This is a genomic window from Pseudomonas flexibilis (assembly GCF_000806415.1).
GTDB lineage: Bacteria > Pseudomonadota > Gammaproteobacteria > Pseudomonadales > Pseudomonadaceae > Serpens > Serpens flexibilis.
The window spans coordinates 587,063-608,469 of record NZ_JTAK01000001.1 but is presented as its reverse complement, the minus strand read 5'-3'; the positions used below and the strand labels follow the sequence as shown (position 1 = coordinate 608,469).

Sequence of the window (21,407 nt, the reverse complement as noted above, 5' to 3'; positions counted from 1 at the left end):
ATCAGGCCAGCGCACGTGGGAACCTGAATCAAGCGGTGGTCTTGCCTTCCACGTGGCGGGCGAAGTTGTCCAGAATGGATTGCCAACCCGCCCGCTGTTGCTCTTCAGAGTGCGTCTGCTCCGCTTCGAAGGTTTCCCGCACGGTGACCCCATTCGGCCCGGTGAGAAATTCCACCCGCAAGGTGCGCCCGCCAAACTCGCACTCGATCAATTGATGGTGCTCGATCTTCGTATAGGTACCCGAAAAATCGAACCCCATGCTGCCGTCCTTGGCTTCCATGCGTGATGAGAAGGTTCCGCCGACGCGAAGATCAACGCTCGCCCGGGTGGTATGCCAATCATCGGATGCGGCGTTCCATTGGGTGATGTCTTCTGGAGTGGTCCAAGCACTCCACACCCGTTCAATCGGTGCCGCAATGGTGGTTTCAACCGTAATGTTCATTCCTGTCTTCCTTATATTGATGAGCAACGGGGTGCGCGGAAGACTGTAGCGCCTCTATAGGGAACAACCATGAACCAAGCCACGCGCAGCAACGCAGCGTGTCGAACGGCGTCCCTCTTCACTGCAAAGGTTGACCCTACCCGAGCAGGTTGCACTCGAACGCTTCAGTGCGAGAAGTCGTGTCTCACCTCCGGTCACGGCCCGACCGCTCGAATTCGAGCGTTCTGCCTAGCGCCAGCACTTCCTCACTCGGCCCGCTGCGCATCACCCGCCGCAGTCAGCACCGCAACCTTCTGCTCATAGCGCCGCGCAGCCTCCGCATTCCCCGCCGCCTTGGCAGCCTCCATCGCGCCCTTTGTAGCGCGCAACCGATTCGGGTCCCGTTGCAGGGAGCGCTCAAACTCCGCGAAAGCCTCAGCAGGCTGCTTCTGCACCACCAGCAGTTCGGCCAGCAGTTCCCGGGAAGGCACCACGTTGCCGGGGGTGACCGGGTGCTTGTCGCTGGCTTCCTCGAGATCGGCCGCTTCGCGCATCAGGCGCAGGGCGTCGTCGGGGCGGTTCTCGGCCTGGGCGATCCAGGCGTTTACCGCACGGATCTGGAATTCCGCCTGGTCGGCCCAGTAGCCGAGGTTGTTCTGGCGCATCGCAGTCTGCAGCGCCTGCAGGCGCTCGACATCCGCGCGGGCCGCGCCGGGGTTGCCGCTGCGCGCGGCGCCCAGGCCGCGGGCGAACACCAGGATGGCTTCGGCCTGCGGGAACTTGTCCCAGGCCAGGTCGGCGGGTGACAGCTGCAGGGCGGCCGCTTCCTGCCACTGCCCCCGCTCCAGCGCGTAGCGCGCCGGAATGGCCGCGAAGGCGTAGGCGGCGACGAAGTTCTCCACGTTGACCTTGTGGATCGCCGCCACCTCGTCCACCCGCTGTTTGGCCGCCTGGTGCTGGGCCTGTTGCAGGTGGCCGAACACCAGGTAGTCCAGCGCGTGCAGGGCGTCGTAGGTGCCGATGTCCAGCGTGGTCGCCTGCAGCTCATGGCGGGCAGCCTGGTAGGAGGCCAGGTTGCTTTCCACCATGGCCGGCCAGTCGCCGACCCGGCTGAAGATGTGCGAGGGCATGTGCTGAACGTGCGGCACCGAGGGCGCGATGTCCGCATAGGCACGGGCATAGGGCATGCCGCGCTCCGCCAGGCTGGTGTAGTCGAAGGTGTGGATCAGGTAGTGGGCGATGCCGGGGTGGTTGGGGTACTGCCGGTACAGCGGCTCGAGGATGCCGGCGGCCTTGAGCTGGTTGGCGTAGGTCTTGTCGGTGGGCTGGGCGGTGGCGTTGAGCAGCAGCGCGTGGAGGATCTGCGCTTCGACATCCTGCGGATAGCGCGCCGCCACTTCGCCCATGGCCTGCTCCAGCGCCAGCGCGCGGGGCCGGTGTTCGGTGCTCTGCCAGTCCTTGAAGAAGACGCCGAGGGCGTCGATGTAGGCGTTTTCCCGCTCGCTGCCGGCGCCGAGCTGTTGGGCCAGGGACCAGGCGTTGGCGCCGGCCTGCAACGCCTGCGGGCTGGGCGGCCAGGCCAGCGGATTGCCCATGGACATGATGGCGATGCCCCAGTGGGCCATGGCGCAGGTCGGGTCCTGCTCCAGCACCGTCGCGAAGGCCTGCTTGGCAGGATCGAACCAGAAGGAATGGAACAGGGCCATGGCCCTGTTGAAGGTGCGCTGCGCGTCCGGGGTGCAGGACACCTGGAAATTCACCTCGCCCAGTTGTTCGGGCGGTTCCCCTTCGTGCGGAGTTTGCGCCCCTGCCCCGCCGCTGAGGGCGAGCGAGAGCGCCAGCGTCCCTGCCCGTGCGATTGACCTGTGCATGGCGGCCTCCACGATAGGCTGAAAAAGGCCGCCGACTGGCCTTCCCTGTCACGACGACCTGCAAGCATTGGATGCCGGACAGGGCGCAAAGTTGGGGCGCAACGGCTGGACGTTCCTGCGCCAACCGGCAACACGCCCGATTGTCTGCCGGACGGCGAGAGGCCGGTGCTCAAGCGAGATCCCACGCATCGTGCGGTCCATACTGGCCAGAACCACTTGGAGGGTGCCGTCATGCATGTCTTGCGCTTGACTGCCGTCGTGCTCGGCGGCCTGCTGCTGATGGGTGGGTCGTTGTTCTCGCTGGCCGATTCGGACCGCGCCCGGGACACCCGCTCCAAACTGATGCAACACGACGAGCGCGGCCGGTACGGGCCGCACCCGCGAGGCTGGCATGACCCGCGCATGCAACGGGACTCTCGCTACCCGCAGCGTTACCGCTATTACCGCTACGAGGATCGCGTGTATGGGTCCGGACAATACCGCTACGATCATTACCCCCAGGGAAGCTGGTCCTATCCACGGGAGCGCATGGATTGGGGTGTGCGCATCTATCCGCACTCCCCGTCCTTCAATACCCCGCGTGGATACCCGCCGCCCCGGCAGGTTGTTCCGGACAGGAACGACTTCCCGTCGCGCCACAACCCGCATCCGCCGGGTATCTACCGGCCGCTGCATGACAACGGGCTGCGGCTCCCCCCGCCACGCTGAGGCATCAGCTCGCCGGCACCTGGTAATCCCGCGTGATGCAGGCCACCTGGACCGAATAGGACGCGTACCAGCGCTCGCGCCCGGCTTTCTGCGCCAGAAGATGCTCGGGATGCGCCTTCCAGGCCTTGATGGCGGCTTCGTCTGGCCAGTAGGACAACGCCACCTCGTTATCCCCTTCGCTCACGGCATGGAATTCAAGGCAACCGAACTCCGCAAGCGCCAGCTCGCGCATGCGGGAAGCGACACGGAAATACTCGTCGTCGAGCGACATGACCTTCGCGCGGAAGATGACAACGTACATGGGGCCTCCTTGCCTGATAGTGCCCGGTGGGCGAGAGAAGCGTAGCGCCTGAACGTCACCTGAAACGTCGGTACAGGGCAAGGCACAGGGCGGCCAGCGCAAACGCCAGCACAGCCAGCAGGGCGTACACCTCGACGGCCTGCTCCTTGAACGTTGCCGCACCGTCGAAATAGATGCCTTGCTCGTTATAAGGCAGTACAGCGCGCGCGTGACTCAGGTACGCCAGGAGGATGCCCAGCAGGCTGAACAACAGGCTGGCAGCCAGGGCCAGGAGGGAACCTAGACGCTTCATGGAGCCTCGACTGCGGAAAATGAACGGAGCATAAAGGCTCCGTTCATGGTTCAGGGTGCCGCGTGGCTCTACATCCAGCCCAGCCACTTCCACCAGGTCAGCGCCATCACCAGCATCAGCAGGTAGCCGACCAGGGTCAGCCACACGCCGGTACGCAGGAACTGCCGCGAGGTGAAGGTCTCGGTGCCGATGCAGACCATGTTCTGCGGGGCATTGATCGGCAGCAGGAAGCCGAAGCTCATCACGAAGCCGAGCAACATGCTCATGCCCAGCGCGTTGATGTCGCCGCCCAGCTGCTGTAGCAGGGCGATCATGATCGGCAGCATCGCCGAGGTCAGCGCGGTGGCGCTGGCGAAGCCGATATGGATGAGGATGAGGAACAGGCCGAGCACGGCGAACACCCAGAACGGCGACATGCCTTCCATGCCCAGGTTGTCCACCAGCCCGCGCGCCAGCCAGGAACCGGCCTGTGTGCCGAGCAGCGCGGTGCCGAGGCTGATGCCGACACCGAAGACGATCACCGTGCCCCACGGCACCCGGTTCTGCGCCTCCTTCCAGCTCATCACGCCGAGGCCGGGCATCAGCAGCAGCGCCAGGCCGACCATGGTGACGGAAGCGGTATCGAAGCTGTGCAGCTTGCCTTCGGTGGCCCAGAAGGCCAGCAGGCCGAGGGTGATGGCCAGCAGCTTGCGTTCGCCGCCGCTCATGGCGCCCAGTTCGCGCAGGGAGTTGCGCACCGCGTCCCTGCCGCCTTCGATCTTGCCCACGCCCGGCGGCATCAGCTTGACGATGACCACATAAAGCACCACCGACATCAGGATGCTCCACGGCATGCCGGCGATCAGCCAGTCCATCCAGGTGACGGACTCGCCGAGCAACTTGTGCATGAAGCCGGTGGTGAGCAGGTTCTGCGCAGCCGAGGTCTGGATGCCGACGTTCCAGATGCTGGTGCCCTGCGCCACCAGGATCATCAGCGCGCCGGCGAAGGTGGAGCGCTTGTCCACACCGAAGGCGGCGATCACCCCCATCATGATCGGCACCACGCAGGCCACGCGGGCGGTGGCGCTGGGCACGATGAAGCTGAGGATGATGGTGACCAGGATGGCGCCGATCAGCACCCGGCGCGGGCTGGCGCCGACCTTGGACAGGGTGTAGAGCGCGATGCGCTTGTCCAGCCCGGTGTGGGTCATGGCCGCGGCGATGAACAGCGCCGCGGCCACCAGCGCAAGCGCCGAGTTGGCGAAGCCGGCCAGGGCCATGGCCAGGCCGCCCTTGGTGCCGATCAGCACCTCGGGGTTGGCCACCGTCGGCGCACTGCCGAGCAGGAAGGCCATCAGGCCGATGATCATGATGGCGCTGACTTCGTAGGACACGGTTTCGGTGATCCAGACGATGACGGCGAAGGCGAGGATGGCCAGCATGTACTGACCGGCCTGGGGCAGGCCGGGGAGCGGCGGCAGCAACGCGATCAGGCCGCCGGCCGCGATGGCCAGCAGCAGGCCCCAGGGCAGCCGGGCGCGAAGTTCGGTGAGGGTCATGGAGGGTCCTTGTAGGAGAGCATGCAGGTCGACCTGCGGATACCGGCGGTAACCGGTTCCGGCATGGCGCCGGGGGTGTCCCGGCTTGTTGTTGCGCCATTTTAGTGACCGACCGGTCGGCAAACCTTGCCGCAGAGCAATGCCCCGCCTCGACGCCTGTTGCCCTGGCTTCGGCAAATCGACACACTCTGCTGCGCTTTTTGCCACCCTTCCGGATGCTGCCTCGTATGCCGTACCGCGCCACTGCTCTGCTCCTTCTCACCGCCCTGCCCACCCTGGGGTTCGCCCAGGACTGCACCGACCGCGCCGAATGCTGGCCGGAAGGCAGCGCCATGCATACGGGTGTGCTGCTGGCCGAGGAATTGCGGACACTGGACGAGGAACTGGCCGTGGCTCACAAGGCGTTGATCGAGCAGGTGGGCGCAGCGCCGGTAACGGACGAAACGCCGCAGCCCGACGGCATGCTGACCCGTGCCCTGCGCGACCAGCAGAAGGCGTGGCTGCGTTATCGCGCGGGGGAGTGTCAGTTGATCGGTGCGCTGACCGGCGCCGGTGGCAGCTGGCCCAGCACCTACGCCACCGATTGCGAACTGAGCCTGGGCCAGCAGCGGCTGGAGGATGTGCAGGCGGCCCGAGAATGCATCAACGCGATCTCCGAGCAGGACCGCATCTTCGAACAAGGCGAATGCCTGCGCGACCTGGCGCCGATGGCGCGGGATCTGCCGATTCCGTGAAGCGGTCTCGGCCCACGAAGGGCACGCCTACTCCGCCGTGATGGGGATGTAGCCCGGCAGGGCTGCCACCCGCTGCAGCCAGGCCCGGATGGCCGGGTAGTTGCTCAGGTCGAAGCCCGACTCCTCGGCCAGCGAGGTGAAGGGATACAACGCCACGTCGGCGATGGAGCAGGCGTCACCGACCAGGAACGGGGTGCGCTTGAGCTGCTGCTCCATCACGTCGAGGGCGTGGTAGCCGTCGTAGCACTTGGCCTCGTACTCCTCGCGGCAAGCGTCGGGGTTGCCCTCGAACACCTTGATATAGCGGGCCCGCGACAGGTACGGCTCGTGGCTGTACTGCTCGAAGAACTGCCACTGCAGCACCTGGGTGCGCAGGCGCGGATCACTGGGCAGGAAGGCGCTGCCATCGGCCAGGTAGTTGAGGATGGCGTTGGATTCCCACAGGTTGGTGCCATCCTCCAGCTGCAGCACGGGAATCTTGCCGTTGGGGTTGATGGCCCGGAAGGCCTCGGAGCGGGTCTCGCCGCTGGTCAGATCGACCGGCACCCATTCGTAGGGCCGGTCGAGCAGGTGCAGCATCAGCTTGACCTTGTAGCAGTTGCCCGAGCGGTGATCCCCGTAAACCCTGAACATCTCGCAATACTCCTCACACGGCTATGAGTTGGCGGCCTGGGCTTCCCGAACCACGCCGGCCAGCCGGCGCAGGCCCTCACCCAGGCGCTCCGGCGCCACATGGCTGAAGTTCAGTCGCATGTAACCGGGATTGCTGTCCGGGTCGATGAAGAAGGCCTCGCCCGGCATGAAGGCCACATCCACGGCCAGCGCCTTGTGCATCAGCGCACGGGTGTCGATCGGGTTCTTCAGCTTCAGCCAGAAGAACAGACCGCCCTGCGGCATGTTCCAGTCGGCCAGTTCGCCGAAGTGCTCTTCCAGCGCCTTCTGCATGGCATCGCGGCGCACCCGGTAGAAGCTGCGCAGCTCGGCCAGATGGCGCTGGAATTTCTCGGTGCCCAGCCACTGCGCGGCCTGCCACTGGCCGATGCGGTTGGTGTGGAGGTCGGCAGCCTGCTTGAGACGCAGCAGGTGCGGGAACAGCTCCTTGCTGCAGATCAGATAGCCCACGCGCAGCCCCGGCAGCAGCGTCTTGGATACGGTTCCAGTGTAGATCCAGCCGGTTGTCTTCAGGCGGCTGGTGATCGGTGCAGCCTTGTAGTCATCGAACACCAGTTCGCGGTAGGGCTCGTCCTCCACCAGGGTGACGCCGAACTCGTCCAGCAGGGCCGCCACCGCGTCGCGCTTGGCTTCGCTGTAGCGTACCGCCGAGGGGTTCTGGAAGGTGGGGATCAGGTAGGCGAACGCCGGCTTGTGGTTTTCCAGGCGCTGGCGCAGGGCCGCGATGTTCGGGCCGTCGGCTTCCTGGGGCACTTCCAGGCACTGGGCGCCGAACAGCTGGAAGGACTGCAGCGCGGCCAGGTAGGTGGGCGATTCAACGAGGATCTCGGTGCCCGGGTCGACATACAGCTTGGTGACCAGGTCCAGCGCCTGCTGCGAGCCACAGGTGACCAGCACCTGCGACGCCTCGCAGTCCAGGCCCAGCGAGCGGGCCTCGGCGGCGATCAGCTCGCGCAGCTCCGGCTCGCCCTCGCTCATGCCGTACTGGGACACCGAGGCCGGCATGGCGCTCCAGTCCACAGTCGGCAGCATGGGCTCGGCCGGCAGGCCACCGGCGAAGGACATCACTTCCGGACGCTGTGCGGCGGCGAGGATTTCGCGGATGAGGGAGCTCTTGAGACGAGAAATGCGTTCGGAAAAAGCCATTGATGTCACCGGGGCGATAGGCAGAGAATTGGGTCAAACCTGTTGACCTGAAAATTACGCCTCGGCTCGCGAAAACGTCAATATGACTGACCTAAAAAAAAGCACCGGCCAGCGACAGATCATGGAAGCCTTCTTCGGCGCCTACCGGGCCTTCACCGCCAAGCCGGACGAAATGCTGGCGCGACGGGGCCTGTCGCGGGTGCATCACCGCATCCTGTTCTTCATTTCCCACCAGCCGGGGTTGAGCGTCAGCGAGCTGCTGATCCGCCTGGGCGTGACCAAGCAGGCGCTGAACATCCCGCTGCGCCAGCTGGTCGAGATGCAGCTGGTGGAGAGCGCCCCGGCCGCCGACGACAAGCGCAAGCGCTTGCTGGCGCTGACCCCGGAAGGCGCCAAGCTGGAGCAGAAGCTGCGCCAGGAACAGATCCGCACCCTGCAGGCGGTCTTCGGCGAGGTCGGCGAAGAGGCGGTTGCCGGCTGGCTGCGCGTCAATCAGGCTCTGGCCGAGAAACTGCCGGGCTAATCCCTTTCCACGACGAGGTTCGCCATGGACGCGCCTTCCCTGCGCTCCGCGCACTTCCTGCGCGACAGCTCCCCTTCCGCCGTGGTGGCCGGCTTCATCGCCATGCTCACCGGCTACACCAGCTCGCTGGTATTGATGTTCCAGGCCGGACAGAACGCCGGGCTGAGCGCCGGGCAGATCTCCTCGTGGATCTGGGCGCTGTCGATCGGCATGGCGCTGTGCTGCATCGGCCTGTCACTGCGCTACCGGGCGCCGGTGATGATCGCCTGGTCGACGCCCGGGGCCGCGTTGCTGATCAGCAGCCTGCCGGGCGTGCCGTACGGCGAGGCGATTGGCGCCTACATCCTGGCGTCCGCGCTGATCGTGCTGATCGGCCTGACCGGCAGCTTCGACCGCCTGATGCGCCGTATCCCCGCCTCCCTCGCCGCCGCCCTGCTGGCCGGCGTGCTGTTCAGGATCGGACTGGAAATCTGCGTGGCGGCCGAGCAGCAGCCCGCGTTGGTGCTGGCCATGCTGCTGGCCTACCTGTTCGGCAAGCGCTGGCTGCCCCGCTACGCCGTCCTGGCGGCGCTGCTGGTGGGCAGCGGCCTGGCCGGCGCGCTGGGGTTGCTGGATTTTTCCGGTTTCGAGCTGCGCCTGGCGGTGCCGGAATGGACCCCGCCGCAGTTTTCCCTGGGCGCAGCCATCAGCATCGGCATTCCGCTGTTCATCGTCGCCATGGCCTCGCAGAACCTGCCGGGCATGGCGGTGCTGCGTGCCAACGGCTATGACGTGCCCGCCTCGCCGCTGCTGACGGTCAGCGGGCTGGCCTCGGTGCTGCTCGCCCCGTTCGGCTCCCACGGCATTCATCTGGCGGCCATCAGTGCGGCGATCTGCGCCGGGCCGGAAGCCCACGAGAACCCCGCCCGCCGCTACACCGCCGCCGTGTGGTGCGGGATCTTCTACGGCATCGCCGGGGTCTTCGGCGCCACGCTGGCGGCGCTGTTCGCCGCGCTGCCGGCGGCGCTGATCCTGTCCATCGCCGCCCTGGCGCTGTTCGCCTCGATCATCGGCGGGCTGACCCAGGCAATGAGCGAGCCCAGCGAGCGCGAGGCGGCGCTGGTGACCTTCCTGGTCACCGCCTCGGGCATGACGCTGTTCTCCGTGGGTTCGGCATTCTGGGGCATCGTCGCCGGGCTGCTGACCCTGGCGATCCTCAAGGGCGGGCGGCGGCGCTGAGCTCCGTTTCCAGGGTGCGGCGAATCTCCGGCCAGTCGCGGTCGGTGATGCTGTAGAGGATGCTGTCGTCGAGCCGGCCATCCGCCAGCCGGCGATGGTTGCGCAGCTGGCCCTCGCGCCGGGCGCCGAGCTTCTCGATGGCGCGCTGGGCGCGCAGGTTGCTGGCGGCGGTCTTGAGCTGCACGCGGACCATTTCCCATTGCTCGAAGGCCTGGCGCAGCATCAGGAACTTGATGGCCGCGTTCAGGCCACTGCCGTGCCGGTCCTCGGCCAGCCAGGTGCCGCCGATCTCCACCGCCGGCAGCCCGGGCATGAAGTCGAAGAAACGGGTAGTGCCAACCAGGGCGTGATCCTGCCGCACGGCATAGATCACCGCCTGCCCTTCACGCTGCTCGGCCAGCCCCTGGCGATACCAGTCGGGGCGTAGCGGGCCGTTCATGTAGATCAGCGACTGCCGATTGGCTTCGGCCAGGCTCAGCAATTCCACAAGGTCCGCTTCAGCGAGGGGTTCTAGGCACAGGGCTCCGCGTCGCAGGGTGACCGGCTGGGGTTTGAACATCTGCACGACTCTCCGATGTGAGGCCTTGACGATAGCCAAGCGGTAAATCCGCCGTGCCCACCGAGGCGTACGACCACAAGAAACACAGCGATTATGCAAAGCCCGTCACATTTCCGCCGTGCCGTCCGTCCCCCTGCGACCTTGGTCGCAACGATCGGTGCCCTTCGCGGTCTTTCTGCGAGAATTCCCCTCCGTATCCCTTCTTCTTTCGGCGCAGGCAGGCTTGTAAGGTGTGGTCGCCTGGTGGGCGCCGCCGCCAGACGATCGAAGTCCCGCCTCGCTTTTCGGAGTCTGCATGTCGTTGTCCCCCGGGCTGATTGCCTTCATCGCCTTCGCGTACCTGGCCCTGCTGTTCGCCATCGCCTTCTACGGTGATCGCCGCAAGACGCCGCTGTCGCCGCGCATGCGCGGCTGGGTGTACAGCCTGTCGCTGGCCGTCTACTGCACCAGCTGGACGTTCTTCGGCGCGGTGGGCCAGTCCACCGAGCAGCTGTGGGCCTTCCTGCCCATCTACCTGGGGCCGATCCTGCTGCTGCTGTTCGCGCCCTGGGTGGTGCAGAAGATGGTGATGATCTCCAAGCAGGAGAACATCACCTCCATCGCCGATTTCATCGCCGCCCGCTACGGCAAGTCGCAGACCCTGGCCATCGCCATCGCGCTGATCTGCCTGGTCGGCGTGCTGCCCTATCTGGCCCTGCAGCTGAAGGCCATCGTGCTGGGCTTCGACCTGCTGATCGGCGCCGACCCGGCGGAATACGACCTGCGCACCCAGGACACCGCACTGCTCGTCTCGCTGGTGCTGGCGCTGTTCGCCATCCTGTTCGGCACCCGCAGCCTGGACGTCACCGAGCACCACCGGGGCATGATGCTGGCCATCGCCTTCGAATCGCTGGTCAAGCTGCTGGCCTTCCTGGCGGTGGGGGTGTTCGTCACCTTCGGCCTGTTCGACGGTTTCACCGACCTGTTCGAGCAGGCCAAGGCGTCGCCGGAGCTCGAAGCGTTCTGGCAGGAAGAAGTGAATTGGCCGGCGATGCTGGTGCAGACCTACCTGGCGATGGTGGCGGTGGTCTGCCTGCCCCGCCAGTTCCACGTCACGGTGGTGGAGAACAACGCGCCCCAGGACCTGACCCTGGCCCGCCGGGTGTTCCCGCTGTACCTGATTCTCGCCGCCCTGTTCGTGCTGCCCATCGGCCTGGCCGGGCAACTGCTGTTGCCGTCCGACATGCAGCCGGACTCCTTCGTGATCAGCCTGCCGCTGGCGCAGAACAACCCGACCCTGGCCGTACTGGCGTTCATCGGTGGTGCCTCGGCCGCCACCGGCATGGTGATCGTCGCCAGCGTGGCGCTGTCCACCATGATCTCCAACGACATGCTGTTGCCCTGGCTGCTGCGCCGCAAGGAAGAGGAGCGTCCGTTCGAGGCCTTTCGCAGCTGGATGCTCACCGCCCGCCGGGTGAGCATCGTGGTCATCCTGCTGCTGGCCTATGTCAGCTATCGCCTGCTGGGCGCCAATACCAGCCTGGCCACCATCGGCATGGTGTCCTTCGCCGCCATCGGGCAACTGGCCCCCGCCATGCTCGGCGCCCTGCTGTGGAAGCAGGCGAACCGCCGCGGCGTGTTCGCCGGGCTGATTGCCGGCTCGATCATCTGGTTCTACACCCTGGTGCTGCCGCTGGTGGCCGGCGGCCTCGGCTGGTCGCTGGAGCTGTTCCCCGGCCTGGAGACACTGCTGCACTTCCCGCTGTGGATCGACGTGGACCCGCTGACCCGTGGCCTGGTGCTCTCGCTGATCGGCAACTTCCTGCTGTTCGCCCTGGTGTCGCTGTTCTCCCGCACCCGGGTGCTGGAGTACTGGCAGGCCAGCCGATTCATCGGCCAGGAATTGCACCGGCCGAGCAGCCGCGCGCTGCTGGCGGTGCAGGTCAGCGACCTGCTGGCCCTGGCCGCCCGCTTCGTCGGTGTGGAGCGCGCCGAGCAGAGCTTCATGCGCTTCGCCATGCGCCAGGGCAAGGCGTTCAATCCGTCCGATGCCGCCGACGAGGCCTGGACGGCGCACACCGAGCGCCTGCTGGCCGGCGTGCTGGGCGCCTCCTCCACCCGCGCGGTGGTCAAGGCGGCCATCGAGGGCCGCGACATGCAGGTCGAGGATGTGGTGCGCATCGTCGACGAAGCCTCGGAGGTGCTGCAGTTCAACCGCGCGCTGCTGCAGGGCGCCATCGAGAACATCACCCAGGGCATCAGTGTGGTCGATCAGTCGCTGCGCCTGGTGGCCTGGAACCGCCGTTACATCGAGCTGTTCGGTTATCCCGAGCACCTGATCCATGTCGGCCGGCCGATCGCCGATGTGATCCGCTACAACGCCGAGCGTGGCCTGTGCGGCCTGGGCGACCCGGAAACCCACGTGATCAAGCGCCTCTACTGGATGCGCCAGGGCACGCCGCACACCTCCGAGCGGCTGTTCCCCAACGGCCGGGTGATCGAGCTGATCGGCAACCCGATGCCCGGCGGTGGCTTCGTCATGAGCTTCACCGACATCACCGAATTCCGTAAGGCCGAGGCGGCGCTCAAGGAAGCCAACGAGGGCCTGGAACAGCGCGTGGCCGAGCGCACCCGCGAGCTGTCCGAGCTGAATGAGGCGCTGATTGCCGCCAAGCGCAACGCGGAGACCGCCAACCAGTCCAAGTCGCGCTTCCTGGCCGCGGTCAGCCATGACCTGATGCAGCCGCTCAACGCCGCGCGACTGTTCTCCGCGTCGCTGGCCCACTCCGGACAGAGCCTGCCGGCCGAAGCCCGCGAACTGGTGCAGCACCTGGACAGCTCGCTGCGCTCGGTGGAGGACCTGATCAGCGACCTGCTGGACATTTCGCGCCTGGAAAGCGGGCGCATCACCCCGGATCGCCAGACCTTTCCGATCAGCAGCCTGTTCGACACCCTGGGCGTGGAGTTCCGCGCGCTGGCCCAGGAACAGGGCGTGGACCTGCGCATGCGCAGCAGCCGCCTGCGCATCGACAGCGATCCCAAGCTGCTGCGCCGCGTGCTGCAGAACTTCCTCACCAACGCCTTTCGCTACGCCAAGGGCGAGGTGCTGCTCGGCGTGCGTCGCCAGGGCGATCAGGTGCGCCTGGAGGTGTGGGACCGCGGCCCGGGCATCCCCGAGGACAAGCGCCAGGAGATCTTCGAGGAGTTCAAGCGCCTGGACAGCCACCAGACCCGTGCCGAGAAGGGTCTGGGCCTTGGCCTGGCCATTGCCGACGGTCTGTGCAAGGTGCTCGATCACCGTATCGAGGTGCGCTCGTGGATCGGCCGCGGCAGCGTGTTCAGCGTCACCGTGCCGCTGGCGCGCAAGACCGAGCCCGCACCCCGCGTCGGCGCCTTCCAGCCGGACACCGGCAATCTGAGCGGTGCGCAGGTGCTGTGCGTGGACAACGAGGAAAGCATCCTGCTCGGCATGCGCAGCCTGTTGTCGCGCTGGGGCTGCCAGGTGTGGACGGCCCGCAACCGCCAGGAGTGCGAGCAGTTGCTCAAGGACGGCAGCAAGCCCCTGCTGGTGCTGGTCGACTACCACCTGGACGGCGGTGTCACCGGCATCCAGTTGATGAGCTGGCTGCGCAGCCGCCTCGGCGAGCCGATCCCCGGCGTGGTGATCAGCGCCGACAGCCGCCCGGAACTGGTGGCCCAGGTGCATGGTTCCGGCCTCGACTACCTGACCAAGCCGGTCAAGCCCGCCGCGCTGCGCGCGCTGATCAGCCGGCACCTGCGCCTGCGCTGACCACGCCGGCACGGCGAGTCTGCGGTGCGTTGGGGGATCGATGGAGCGCGATCCACCCTACGTCTGCGGCAGTTCCGTAGGGTGGACAACGTTTCCTTGCCCGCGCCGGCACGGCGCGTCGGCGGTGCGTTGGTGGGTCGATGCAGCGCGATCCACCCTACGCCTGCGGCAGTTCCGTAGGGTGGACAACGTTTTCCTTGTCCACCACCGCGCCGGCACGGCGCGCAGGGCGAGTCGATGAGCCGCGAGCGTATTCACCCAGCCGCTTGGCAGCCGGCACCACGCCGGTCAGAATGCCGCTAAACCCGCATTCCAGAGCGGCTGCCGACGCACCGCCGATCACCGGATACGCTTTCTGCCATGAACATGCCCCCGTTACTGCTGGATCTCGTCACCGCCCTGGCCATCGGCTTGCTGATCGGCATCGAGCGCGGCTGGCGCAGCCGCGGCGTGGCCGACGGCCAACTGGCGGCCGGCATCCGCACCTACGGGCTGGTCGGCCTGCTGGGCGGGCTCGCCGCGCTGCTCAGCCAGCCATTCGGCGTCGGCGCCTGGATCGCCGTGCTGGCGGTGTTCGGCGCCCTGGTGCTGGTCAGTTACTTCGGCGACCTGCGCCGGGGCGACCTGGGCATGACCAGTGAGATCGCCCTGCTGCTGACCTTCCTGCTCGGCAGCCTGGCGCTCAGCGACCAGCGCATGCTGGCGGCCGGCTGCGCGGTGATCGTGGCGTTGCTGCTGAGCCTCAAGGACCAGCTGCATGCCGCGTTGCAGAAGCTCTCCGCGCTGGAGCTGAGCGGCGCGCTGAAACTGCTGTTCATTTCCCTGGTGCTGCTGCCGACCCTGCCCAACCAGGGCTACGGTCCCTGGGAGGTGTTCAACCCCTACAGCATCTGGTGGATGGTGGTGCTGATCGCCGGTATCGGCTTCGCCGCCTATGTGGCGGTGCGGTTGGTCGGCACCCGCCACGGCCTGCTGATCACCGCGCTGCTCGGCAGTCTGGTGTCCTCCACGGCGATGACCATCAGCCTGTCACGACTGCGTGACAAGACCAGCCTGCACAACCTGCTGGCCACCGGCCTGCTGGCCACCTCGGCGCTGATGTTTCCCCGCGTGCTGCTGGAAGTGGGGGTGATCAACCGCACCCTGCTGCCCAGCCTGATGGCCCCGCTGCTGGTCGCCTGTGCCTTCTATCTGCTAGGGGCGCTCTGGTGGTTCTTCCGTCCCCACGAGCCGGCCGCCGCGGAAAGCGAGGCGCCGCTGAGCAACCCCTTCGAGCTGGCCCCGGCGCTGCGTTTCGCCCTGCTGCTGGCGCTGATCCTGTTTCTGGTGGAGGCCGGACGACGCCTGATGGGCGACGTGGGCGTCTACCTGGTGGCCCTGGTGTCAGGCCTGGCCGATGTGGACGCCATTACCCTGTCGCTGGCCCGCAACGCCCAGGGCGAACTGGGCAATCAGATCGCCGTTCAGGGCATTTTCCTCGCCGCGCTGAGCAACAGCCTGGTGAAGGCCGGGCTGATCGTCGCCATTGGCGGCCGCGCCTTGGCCGTGCGCACCCTGCCCTTCATCTTCGCCGGCCTGCTGGCCGGTGCGGTGGTGCTGCTGGTATAGGGCGCCCCTGGCCGGAACTGCCTGCTTCCCACCCTCCGATCGGTGGGCACCTGGCGGCCGGACGTCGAGACTGTGTGGAAACCGGCAGGAGATCCGCATGTCAGACGGCAACATTCCGTGTGCACCCACACTACGCCAGCCAATCCGCCACCGGGTGGTGACGGGTGATGGCGTGCATCTGGCGACCTACCGCTGGGGGCGTGCCGACGGCCCTGTCCTGCTGCTGGTGCACGGTTATCCGGACAACCACGCCATCTGGCTGCCGCTGGTCGATGCACTGGCCGACGACTTCCAGATCATTGCCTACGACGTGCGAGGCTTCGGCGCTTCGCAGAAGCCGAGGCACTTGCGGGCGTACCGCCTGGAGCGGCTGGCCAAGGATCTGGAGGCGGTGATTCGCGCCACCAGTCCGGAGCGCCCGGTGCACCTGGTGGGTCACGACTGGGGCTCGATCCAGTGCTGGGAAGCGGTCACCGAACCGCGTCTCCAACCCCTGCTGGCGTCCTATACGAGCGTGTCCGGCCCATGCCTCGACCACGTCGGCCACTGGATGCGCGAACGCCTGGCCGAGAAGCGCGCCGGTGCCTGGCGGCAGGTGGGCGGACAATGGCTCAGCTCCTGGTACATCGGCTTCTTCCATCTGCCGCTGCTGCCAGAGCTGTGCTGGCGGCTGGGCCTGGATCGGGCCTGGCCCTGGCTGCTGCAGCGTCTGGAAGGGCTGCGCGACGTGCCGCCCAATCCCAGCCAGCGTGCCGATGGCCTGCACGGGGTGGCGTTGTACCGGGCCAACTTCATGCCACGCCTGTGCAGGCCCCGTGCACGCCACACCCCAGTGGCCGTGCAACTGATCGTGCCGTTGCGCGATCGCTTCGTCCGCCCGCAGCTGTTCGAAGGCCTGCAACGCTGGGTGCCCCGGCTGATGAGGCGCGACACTCCGGCAGGACACTGGCAGTTGCTGGCCCAGCCTGGGGAGCTGGCCGACCGCCTGCGCGACTTCGTTGCCGACGTGGAGAAGGCCGGTCAGTCGTCCTGATCTTCCAGCGCCGGCAGACCGGCGGCGCGTTCCAGCAGCTCGTTGGGCAGGCTCTTGCTGGCCCGCGCACCGAGCAGCTTGAGGTTTTCCACCCGGCCGATCAGGTTGCCGCGCCCGTCCACCAGCTTGTTGCGTGCACTGGCGTAGGCCTTGTCGAGCTGCTGCAGGCGCGTGCCGATTTCATCCAGGTCCTGCACAAAGGCGACGAACTTGTCGTACAGCGCGCCGGCGCGCTCGGCGATCTCGCGGGCGTTCTGGCTCTGCCGCTCCTGGCGCCAGAGGCTGTCGATCACCCGCAGGGTGGCGAGCAGCGTGGTCGGGCTGACAATCACGATGTGCTGCTCGAAGGCCTCCTGGAACAGCCCCGGATCGGCCTGCAGCGCGGCGGCGAAGGCCGCCTCGATGGGCACGAACAGCAGCACGAAATCCAGGCTGTGCAGGCCCTCCAGGCGCTGGTAATCCTTCAGCGACAGGCCCTTGAGATGGCCGCGCAAGGACTGCACATGCCGCTTGAGTGCCAGCTCGCGCACATTGTCGTTCTCGGCGGCGAGCATGGCCTGGTAGGCCGTCAGGCTGACCTTGGCGTCTACCACTACCTGCTTGTCGCCCGGCAGCTGGATCAGCACGTCGGGCTGGAAGCGCTGGCCGTCCGGGCTCTGCAGGCTGACCTGGGTGTGGTACTCGCGGCCCTTGGCCAAGCCGGCGTGCTCGAGCACGCGTTCCAGCACCAGTTCGCCCCAGCTGCCCTGGTTCTTCTGGCCCTCGAGGGCGCGGGTCAGGTTGTTGGCCTCTTCGCCCAGGCGCTGGTTGAGCTGCTGCAGGCGCTGCAGTTCATTGGCCAGCGAGAACCGTTCGCGGGCTTCCTGCTGGTAGCTGTCCTCGACCCGCTTCTCGAACGCCTGGATGCGCTCCTTGAGGGGCTCGAGCAGCTGGCCGAGGCGCTGCTGGCTGTTCTCCGCGAAGCGCTGCTCGCGCTCGGCGAAGATGCTGCCGGCCAGTTCGGCGAACTGCGCTTTCAGGGTGTCGCGGGCGGCCTGCAGGTCGAGGAGACGCTGCTGGTGGGCCTGCTGCTGCTCGCGCAGCTCGGCCTCGAGTCCCGCCCGTTCGCCCACCAGCTGGCGCAGCGTAACCTCCTGGCGCTCGCGCTCCGCTTTCCAGGCGTGCTGCTCCTGCACCAGCAGTTCCCGCTCGCGGCGCTGGGCGGCCAGTTCGGCCTGCTGCGCGGCATTGTGCTGCTGCAGTTCGCCAAGCTCGTCGCGGCATTCGCGCAGCTGGCCGTTGAGCAGGTCCTGGGCCAGCTGCGCGGTGGTGGCGCGCTCCTCCAGGAGCATCGCCTGGCTGCGCGCTTCACCGAGGCGACGCTGAAGGTGCCAGGCCAGGCCGAGCAGCGGCACACCGGCAAGCAGCAGGCCGACCAGCAGGGACAGAGGATGCAAGGGCATGGGAACTCCCGGGGTTGAGCAACGAGGCGGCCAGTATATCGACCATCCGGGAGAGGGACGGAATCAGGACAGGAAGGAAGCCGCTTCGCCGGTCAGGGCCTGCTGGGCGCGTGGGTCGCCCGCTCGCGCGGCCTGGCGGAGGAACTCCTGGCCGATGCGCCGGTCCCGATGGCTGCCGCAATGCTGACACAGCAGCAGGCCCAGACGGCTCTGGGCTTCCACCACACCTCGGCGCGCCGGCTGCTTGAGCAACTGGCCAGCCAGCCGTTGCGCCATCGCGGCCCGTCGCAGGCGCGGATTATCCAACAGCCAGCCAGCCACTCGCAGGGACAGGAGTGCGCGCGGTGCGGACGTAGAAACGGACAGGAACTTCATTGCGTGATCGGGGGGGTACCTTGAACGAGGCGCGCACTCTACTCCTTTTTCCCGGTGGGTAAAGACTTGTAAAAATGCGTTGGGCTTGTTCCAGACAGCCGCAGACAAGCCATCCACAGTTTCTGTGGATAACATTGTGGGGAAGTTTGCGAACAACGCGCGCAAACGGCCGTGGATAAAGGCCCGAAGACGGATTGGCTATTTTTTAGCCAAAAATAAAATCCTTATTTTTCAATAAGTTACGCTTCAATGGCTGATAAACCTGGCGATTACCTGGGTGTGACCGGGTTCCGCAGCTGTTTCGACGGAAGCCCGGGCGCAATGTGAACAAGTTCTCGCAGAAGAGGCAGGAGCCGGGCCAGCTGAAGCGCATTTCGTCGGCATGACCGCCGGTTATCCGCGCTGCCCTGGCCTGCACTAGACCACTCTCAGACGTGGCGGGCAGCGCCGCACCGGCATGCCCAGGCCGAGCCCCATGGCCTCCACATGTTCGCGTGGCAGACGCCGGGCACCGGACAGAACGATCCGTACCGCCGCCTCATCCAGCACAGCCTCCGCCAGCGCCAGGTCCATGCCGCCGGCGACTCGCCGCCTGGCCTTCAGCCAATCGAGCAGGGCATTGATGGCCTGCCGCTCGGCTTCTTCGGGTAAGCACCGCATACCTCCCTCCTTGATTGCTCCGTGTGACGTGCCAGAAGCGTAGACAGCCCCTGCGACGGCGCATCGCGTGCATGTGCGGGAACAGAGAGTGGCATCACAAAAGCACCCTGTCGGTTGATGTCCACCCGACGGAAGGCAGGATGGCGCATGGCCAGAAAGTGATCCGGCGCAAATGAAAAGCCCCCGTCACCGGCCGGTGACGGGGGCTTTCTGCCACACCAGGGGAATCAGGCCTTGACGCGGGACTTGTATTCGCCGGTACGGGTATCGATTTCGATGGAGTCGCCGATTTCGCAGAAGGCGGAAACCTGCAGCTCGGCACCGTTGTTCAGGCGAGCGGTCTTCATCACCTTGCCGGAGGTGTCACCGCGCACGGCCGGCTCGGTGTAGGCGATCTGGCGGACGATGGTGGTCGGCAGTTCGACGGAGATGACCTTCTCACCGTAGAACACGGCTTCGCAGACGTCGGTCATGCCGTCTTCGATGAAGGCCATGACGCCTTCCAGGTCGTCCTTCTCGATCTCGTACTGGTTGAAGTCGCTGTCCATGAACACGTACAGCGGATCGGCGAAGTAGGAGTAGGTCACTTCCTTGCGCTCAAGGATGATCGGCTCCAGCTTGTCATCGGCCTTGAACACGGTTTCGGTGCCAGCGCCGGTGAGCAGGTTCTTCAGCTTCATCTTGACGACCGCAGAGTTACGGCCGGACTTGTTGAACTCGGCCTTCTGGATGACCCAGGGCTGGCCGTTGATGTTGGCTACCTGACCGGCGCGGAATTCTTGTGCGGTTTTCATACGGATATCCGTTGGGATGAGTGACAAAAAAGAGGCCGCGTATGATAGCCAATTTCCCGCCCGCGAGTAACCTGCCGCCGCTCGCTTTGCGCAACCGTTCCTCAGCCCTGCCTCGCGGCGAAGGCCACCAGCTGACTGGCGAGATCGTCCTGCTCGGCCAGGGCCACGCACCAGCGCTCGGCGTGCGCCCGTAGCGCGGGCAACTGCGCCAGCAGGGCGGACCAGGCCGGGCCGGGGGCCTCGGCACGGTTCCAGGCCCGCCAGACGCCCCGAAGGTCATCGGCCAGTCCTGGCTCCAGGCCGACGCAAAAGCGGTCCAGGAAGGCTTCCAACTTGTGCATGTGCGCCTCATCGTCCTGTGGGTAGATGTGCCAGATCAGCGGCTCACTGGCCCACTGCGCACGGACAAAGGAGTCCTCGCCGCGCACCCCGTTGAGGTCGCAGCACCAGAGCAGTGTGTCGTAGGCTGCCTGGGAGACGAATGGCAGGACCTGCACGGTCAAGCGGCCCCGGGTGACGCAGTCGCCCGCACGCAGCGCGTCGACCCCCAGCCAGGCCTTGAGGTCGGGCAGCACCCTGCCCTCCGGCACCAGCAAACGCGTGGGCGGCTGCTGGTCGACCAACGGCTGCAACCAGTCGCCCAGCGCCGGTTGCTCGTAGCTGAACAGCGAGACCAGCCGCTCGTTCGCCGCGACGTCGATGCCCAGGCCCTGCAGGAAGGCGCGCCGCGCCAACGGGTCGGCCTGGAAGGCGCGCCGCCGCGCCAGCAGCTCGCGTTCGCGCAATAGCCCGCCGGTGTCGGCATCGAAGCCCGGAAAGAAGAAGTACTTGGACAGGCCGTTGGGTTGCAGCGATGGCAGCCGGTGACAACCCGCCACCCAGCCTTCGGCACTCAGGTATTCCAGGTTCAGCCACAGCGGCGGCACCGCGCGACGCGCCATGGCCACCTCGAAATCCGCCGGCAGCCGGCAGGCAAAGGCCTCGACCACCACATCGGCGGGCTCGACCGATTCCCACTGCGCCTCCCAGTGGCGGATCTCCACCCCGGCCTGGGTCTGCCGCGAGGCCCGTACATCGGCTTGCGGACAAAGGCGCGCGAAGGCATCCAGGTCATCGACCCACAGGCGTACCTGCTGGTGGTGCTCGGCCACCAGCTGGCGCGCCAGGCGCCAGGTCACCCCGATATCGCCGAAGTTGTCGACTACCGCACAAAAAACGTCCCAGCTGCGCGCCATATGTCTCCCGCCCGTGCCACGCCGACCCCGGCCGGCATTACCATCAGGCGCGCAGGATACCGCAGCGAGGCCGCCTTCCGCCCGCCAGAACAAAGCGAACCGGTCCGAGTCGAACAGGTCGCATCCTTGTCGATCCGAGCTTGCGTATACTGGCCACCCTTCTCACTGGAGTCCCCTCATGAACAAAGCCGAACTGATCGAGGCCATCGCGGCCTCCGCCGATCTGCCGAAATCCACCGCCGCCCGTGCTCTGGATGCCCTGACCGAAACCATCACCAGCGCCCTGCGCGACGGTGACAGCGTTTCGCTGGTCGGCTTCGGCACCTTCGCCGTGAAGGAGCGCGCGGCCCGCGAAGGTCGCAATCCGCAGACCGGCGCCACCCTGCAGATCGCCGCCGCGCGCCTGCCGGGCTTCAAGCCGGGCAAGGGCCTGCGCGACGCCGTGAACTGATCTTCCGCCGCCCCGAGTCCACCCGGGGCGGCACCCGCTTCTCCTGCCCGTGCGCCG

21 protein-coding genes are annotated in these 21,407 nt (G+C 66.7%); 8 read left to right on the top strand and 13 right to left on the bottom strand.

Translation table 11 applies throughout. The features are described from left to right. Window positions 1-28: 28 nt before the first annotated feature. Both PT85_RS02945 and PT85_RS02940 read right to left on the bottom strand, forming a co-directional pair. Entirely contained in the window at window positions 29-442 is a 414-nt protein-coding gene (locus tag PT85_RS02945; protein ID WP_039605871.1) for an SRPBCC family protein, read from the bottom strand. A 245-nt stretch (window positions 443-687) separates the two neighbouring features. Next, on the bottom strand, window positions 688-2,292 hold the full coding sequence (locus PT85_RS02940; RefSeq protein ID WP_039605870.1) for a tetratricopeptide repeat protein: 1,605 nt from the start codon (window positions 2,290-2,292) through the stop codon (window positions 688-690). 231 nt (window positions 2,293-2,523) lie between these two features. Here PT85_RS02940 and PT85_RS02935 point away from each other — a divergent pair, with 231 nt between their 5' ends. Continuing rightward, window positions 2,524-3,000, top strand: coding sequence for a hypothetical protein (locus PT85_RS02935; protein WP_039605869.1), 477 nt, complete (start codon window positions 2,524-2,526; stop codon window positions 2,998-3,000). A gap of 4 nt (window positions 3,001-3,004) precedes the next feature. On the opposite strand, the gene PT85_RS02930 is transcribed toward PT85_RS02935, so the two are convergent. From PT85_RS02930 to PT85_RS02920, 3 genes are all read right to left on the bottom strand, one after another. Then, on the bottom strand, window positions 3,005-3,301 hold the full coding sequence (locus PT85_RS02930; protein WP_039605868.1) for an antibiotic biosynthesis monooxygenase family protein: 297 nt from the start codon (window positions 3,299-3,301) through the stop codon (window positions 3,005-3,007). Window positions 3,302-3,356: 55 nt separating this feature from the next. After that, entirely contained in the window at window positions 3,357-3,593 is a 237-nt protein-coding gene (locus tag PT85_RS02925) for a hypothetical protein (protein ID WP_039561554.1), read from the bottom strand. A 68-nt stretch (window positions 3,594-3,661) separates the two neighbouring features. Next, on the bottom strand, window positions 3,662-5,131 hold the full coding sequence (locus tag PT85_RS02920; RefSeq protein ID WP_027590113.1) for a DASS family sodium-coupled anion symporter: 1,470 nt from the start codon (window positions 5,129-5,131) through the stop codon (window positions 3,662-3,664). Between the two features lie 227 nt (window positions 5,132-5,358). Here PT85_RS02920 and PT85_RS17450 point away from each other — a divergent pair, with 227 nt between their 5' ends. After that, on the top strand, window positions 5,359-5,865 hold the full coding sequence (locus PT85_RS17450; protein WP_051587389.1) for a lysozyme inhibitor LprI family protein: 507 nt from the start codon (window positions 5,359-5,361) through the stop codon (window positions 5,863-5,865). Window positions 5,866-5,892: 27 nt separating this feature from the next. Here PT85_RS17450 and PT85_RS02910 read toward each other — a convergent pair whose 3' ends face one another. Next, window positions 5,893-6,498, bottom strand: a complete 606-nt coding sequence (locus tag PT85_RS02910; RefSeq protein WP_039605867.1) for a glutathione S-transferase family protein — start codon at window positions 6,496-6,498, stop codon at window positions 5,893-5,895. 21 nt (window positions 6,499-6,519) lie between these two features. Further along, window positions 6,520-7,683, bottom strand: a complete 1,164-nt coding sequence (locus tag PT85_RS02905) for an aminotransferase-like domain-containing protein (protein ID WP_027590115.1) — start codon at window positions 7,681-7,683, stop codon at window positions 6,520-6,522. Window positions 7,684-7,765: 82 nt separating this feature from the next. Between PT85_RS02905 and PT85_RS02900 the strand changes: the two genes are divergently transcribed. Together PT85_RS02900 and PT85_RS02895 are read left to right on the top strand one after the other, a co-directional pair. Then, a complete protein-coding gene (locus PT85_RS02900) occupies window positions 7,766-8,206 on the top strand; it encodes a MarR family winged helix-turn-helix transcriptional regulator (RefSeq protein WP_027590116.1) in 441 nt (146 codons plus the stop codon). Between the two features lie 24 nt (window positions 8,207-8,230). Then, window positions 8,231-9,424, top strand: a complete 1,194-nt coding sequence (locus PT85_RS02895) for a benzoate/H(+) symporter BenE family transporter (protein WP_027590117.1) — start codon at window positions 8,231-8,233, stop codon at window positions 9,422-9,424. On the opposite strand, the gene PT85_RS02890 is transcribed toward PT85_RS02895, so the two are convergent. Next, window positions 9,402-9,983 (bottom strand): GNAT family N-acetyltransferase, encoded by a 582-nt coding sequence (locus PT85_RS02890; RefSeq protein WP_027590118.1) that lies wholly within the window; start codon window positions 9,981-9,983, stop codon window positions 9,402-9,404. The two genes, PT85_RS02895 and PT85_RS02890, sit on opposite strands and share 23 nt — an antisense overlap. 295 nt (window positions 9,984-10,278) lie before the next feature. On the opposite strand from PT85_RS02890, the gene PT85_RS02885 reads away from it, so the two are divergent. The 3 genes from PT85_RS02885 (at window position 10,279) to PT85_RS02875 (ending at window position 16,393) form a co-directional block, all read left to right on the top strand. Next, window positions 10,279-13,752: a hybrid sensor histidine kinase/response regulator gene (locus PT85_RS02885; RefSeq protein ID WP_027590119.1), complete on the top strand. Its 3,474-nt coding sequence runs from the start codon at window positions 10,279-10,281 to the stop codon at window positions 13,750-13,752. Window positions 13,753-14,112: 360 nt separating this feature from the next. After that, a complete protein-coding gene (locus tag PT85_RS02880; RefSeq protein ID WP_039605866.1) occupies window positions 14,113-15,360 on the top strand; it encodes an MgtC/SapB family protein in 1,248 nt (415 codons plus the stop codon). A 97-nt stretch (window positions 15,361-15,457) separates the two neighbouring features. Then, the gene (locus PT85_RS02875) at window positions 15,458-16,393 is read left to right on the top strand and encodes an alpha/beta fold hydrolase (protein ID WP_052237587.1); all 936 of its coding nucleotides are present in this window, start codon (window positions 15,458-15,460) and stop codon (window positions 16,391-16,393) included. Here PT85_RS02875 and rmuC read toward each other — a convergent pair. The 5 genes from rmuC to earP all read right to left on the bottom strand — a co-directional run bounded on the left by rmuC (window position 16,381) and on the right by earP (window position 20,899). Continuing rightward, complete coding sequence (rmuC, locus tag PT85_RS02870; protein ID WP_039605865.1) at window positions 16,381-17,835, bottom strand: DNA recombination protein RmuC; 1,455 nt, start codon at window positions 17,833-17,835, stop codon at window positions 16,381-16,383. The genes PT85_RS02875 and rmuC overlap by 13 nt on opposite strands. 63 nt (window positions 17,836-17,898) lie before the next feature. Next, window positions 17,899-18,210 carry an SEL1-like repeat protein gene (locus PT85_RS02865; protein ID WP_039605864.1) on the bottom strand — a complete coding sequence of 104 codons (312 nt, stop codon included), beginning with the start codon at window positions 18,208-18,210 and terminating at the stop codon, window positions 17,899-17,901. A gap of 417 nt (window positions 18,211-18,627) precedes the next feature. After that, window positions 18,628-18,870, bottom strand: a complete 243-nt coding sequence (locus tag PT85_RS02860) for a hypothetical protein (RefSeq protein ID WP_027590124.1) — start codon at window positions 18,868-18,870, stop codon at window positions 18,628-18,630. 227 nt (window positions 18,871-19,097) lie between these two features. Then, window positions 19,098-19,664 carry an elongation factor P gene (gene efp, locus PT85_RS02855; protein WP_027590125.1) on the bottom strand — a complete coding sequence of 189 codons (567 nt, stop codon included), beginning with the start codon at window positions 19,662-19,664 and terminating at the stop codon, window positions 19,098-19,100. A gap of 101 nt (window positions 19,665-19,765) precedes the next feature. Next, window positions 19,766-20,899, bottom strand: coding sequence for an elongation factor P maturation arginine rhamnosyltransferase EarP (earP, locus tag PT85_RS02850; RefSeq protein WP_039605863.1), 1,134 nt, complete (start codon window positions 20,897-20,899; stop codon window positions 19,766-19,768). Window positions 20,900-21,077: 178 nt separating this feature from the next. On the opposite strand from earP, the gene PT85_RS02845 reads away from it, so the two are divergent. Continuing rightward, window positions 21,078-21,350 carry an HU family DNA-binding protein gene (locus tag PT85_RS02845; RefSeq protein WP_027590127.1) on the top strand — a complete coding sequence of 91 codons (273 nt, stop codon included), beginning with the start codon at window positions 21,078-21,080 and terminating at the stop codon, window positions 21,348-21,350. Window positions 21,351-21,407: the final 57 nt, after the last annotated feature.

Coding starts and splice junctions, on each gene's coding strand:
- PT85_RS02945 (WP_039605871.1), bottom strand. CDS start 442: ATGAACATTACGGTTGAAACCACCATTGCGGCACCGATTGAACGGGTG.
- PT85_RS02940 (WP_039605870.1), bottom strand. CDS start 2,292: ATGCACAGGTCAATCGCACGGGCAGGGACGCTGGCGCTCTCGCTCGCC.
- PT85_RS02935 (WP_039605869.1), top strand. CDS start 2,524: ATGCATGTCTTGCGCTTGACTGCCGTCGTGCTCGGCGGCCTGCTGCTG.
- PT85_RS02930 (WP_039605868.1), bottom strand. CDS start 3,301: ATGTACGTTGTCATCTTCCGCGCGAAGGTCATGTCGCTCGACGACGAG.
- PT85_RS02925 (WP_039561554.1), bottom strand. CDS start 3,593: ATGAAGCGTCTAGGTTCCCTCCTGGCCCTGGCTGCCAGCCTGTTGTTC.
- PT85_RS02920 (WP_027590113.1), bottom strand. CDS start 5,131: ATGACCCTCACCGAACTTCGCGCCCGGCTGCCCTGGGGCCTGCTGCTG.
- PT85_RS17450 (WP_051587389.1), top strand. CDS start 5,359: ATGCCGTACCGCGCCACTGCTCTGCTCCTTCTCACCGCCCTGCCCACC.
- PT85_RS02910 (WP_039605867.1), bottom strand. CDS start 6,498: ATGTTCAGGGTTTACGGGGATCACCGCTCGGGCAACTGCTACAAGGTC.
- PT85_RS02905 (WP_027590115.1), bottom strand. CDS start 7,683: ATGGCTTTTTCCGAACGCATTTCTCGTCTCAAGAGCTCCCTCATCCGC.
- PT85_RS02900 (WP_027590116.1), top strand. CDS start 7,766: ATGACTGACCTAAAAAAAAGCACCGGCCAGCGACAGATCATGGAAGCC.
- PT85_RS02895 (WP_027590117.1), top strand. CDS start 8,231: ATGGACGCGCCTTCCCTGCGCTCCGCGCACTTCCTGCGCGACAGCTCC.
- PT85_RS02890 (WP_027590118.1), bottom strand. CDS start 9,983: ATGTTCAAACCCCAGCCGGTCACCCTGCGACGCGGAGCCCTGTGCCTA.
- PT85_RS02885 (WP_027590119.1), top strand. CDS start 10,279: ATGTCGTTGTCCCCCGGGCTGATTGCCTTCATCGCCTTCGCGTACCTG.
- PT85_RS02880 (WP_039605866.1), top strand. CDS start 14,113: ATGAACATGCCCCCGTTACTGCTGGATCTCGTCACCGCCCTGGCCATC.
- PT85_RS02875 (WP_052237587.1), top strand. CDS start 15,458: ATGTCAGACGGCAACATTCCGTGTGCACCCACACTACGCCAGCCAATC.
- rmuC (WP_039605865.1), bottom strand. CDS start 17,835: ATGCCCTTGCATCCTCTGTCCCTGCTGGTCGGCCTGCTGCTTGCCGGT.
- PT85_RS02865 (WP_039605864.1), bottom strand. CDS start 18,210: ATGAAGTTCCTGTCCGTTTCTACGTCCGCACCGCGCGCACTCCTGTCC.
- PT85_RS02860 (WP_027590124.1), bottom strand. CDS start 18,870: ATGCGGTGCTTACCCGAAGAAGCCGAGCGGCAGGCCATCAATGCCCTG.
- efp (WP_027590125.1), bottom strand. CDS start 19,664: ATGAAAACCGCACAAGAATTCCGCGCCGGTCAGGTAGCCAACATCAAC.
- earP (WP_039605863.1), bottom strand. CDS start 20,899: ATGGCGCGCAGCTGGGACGTTTTTTGTGCGGTAGTCGACAACTTCGGC.
- PT85_RS02845 (WP_027590127.1), top strand. CDS start 21,078: ATGAACAAAGCCGAACTGATCGAGGCCATCGCGGCCTCCGCCGATCTG.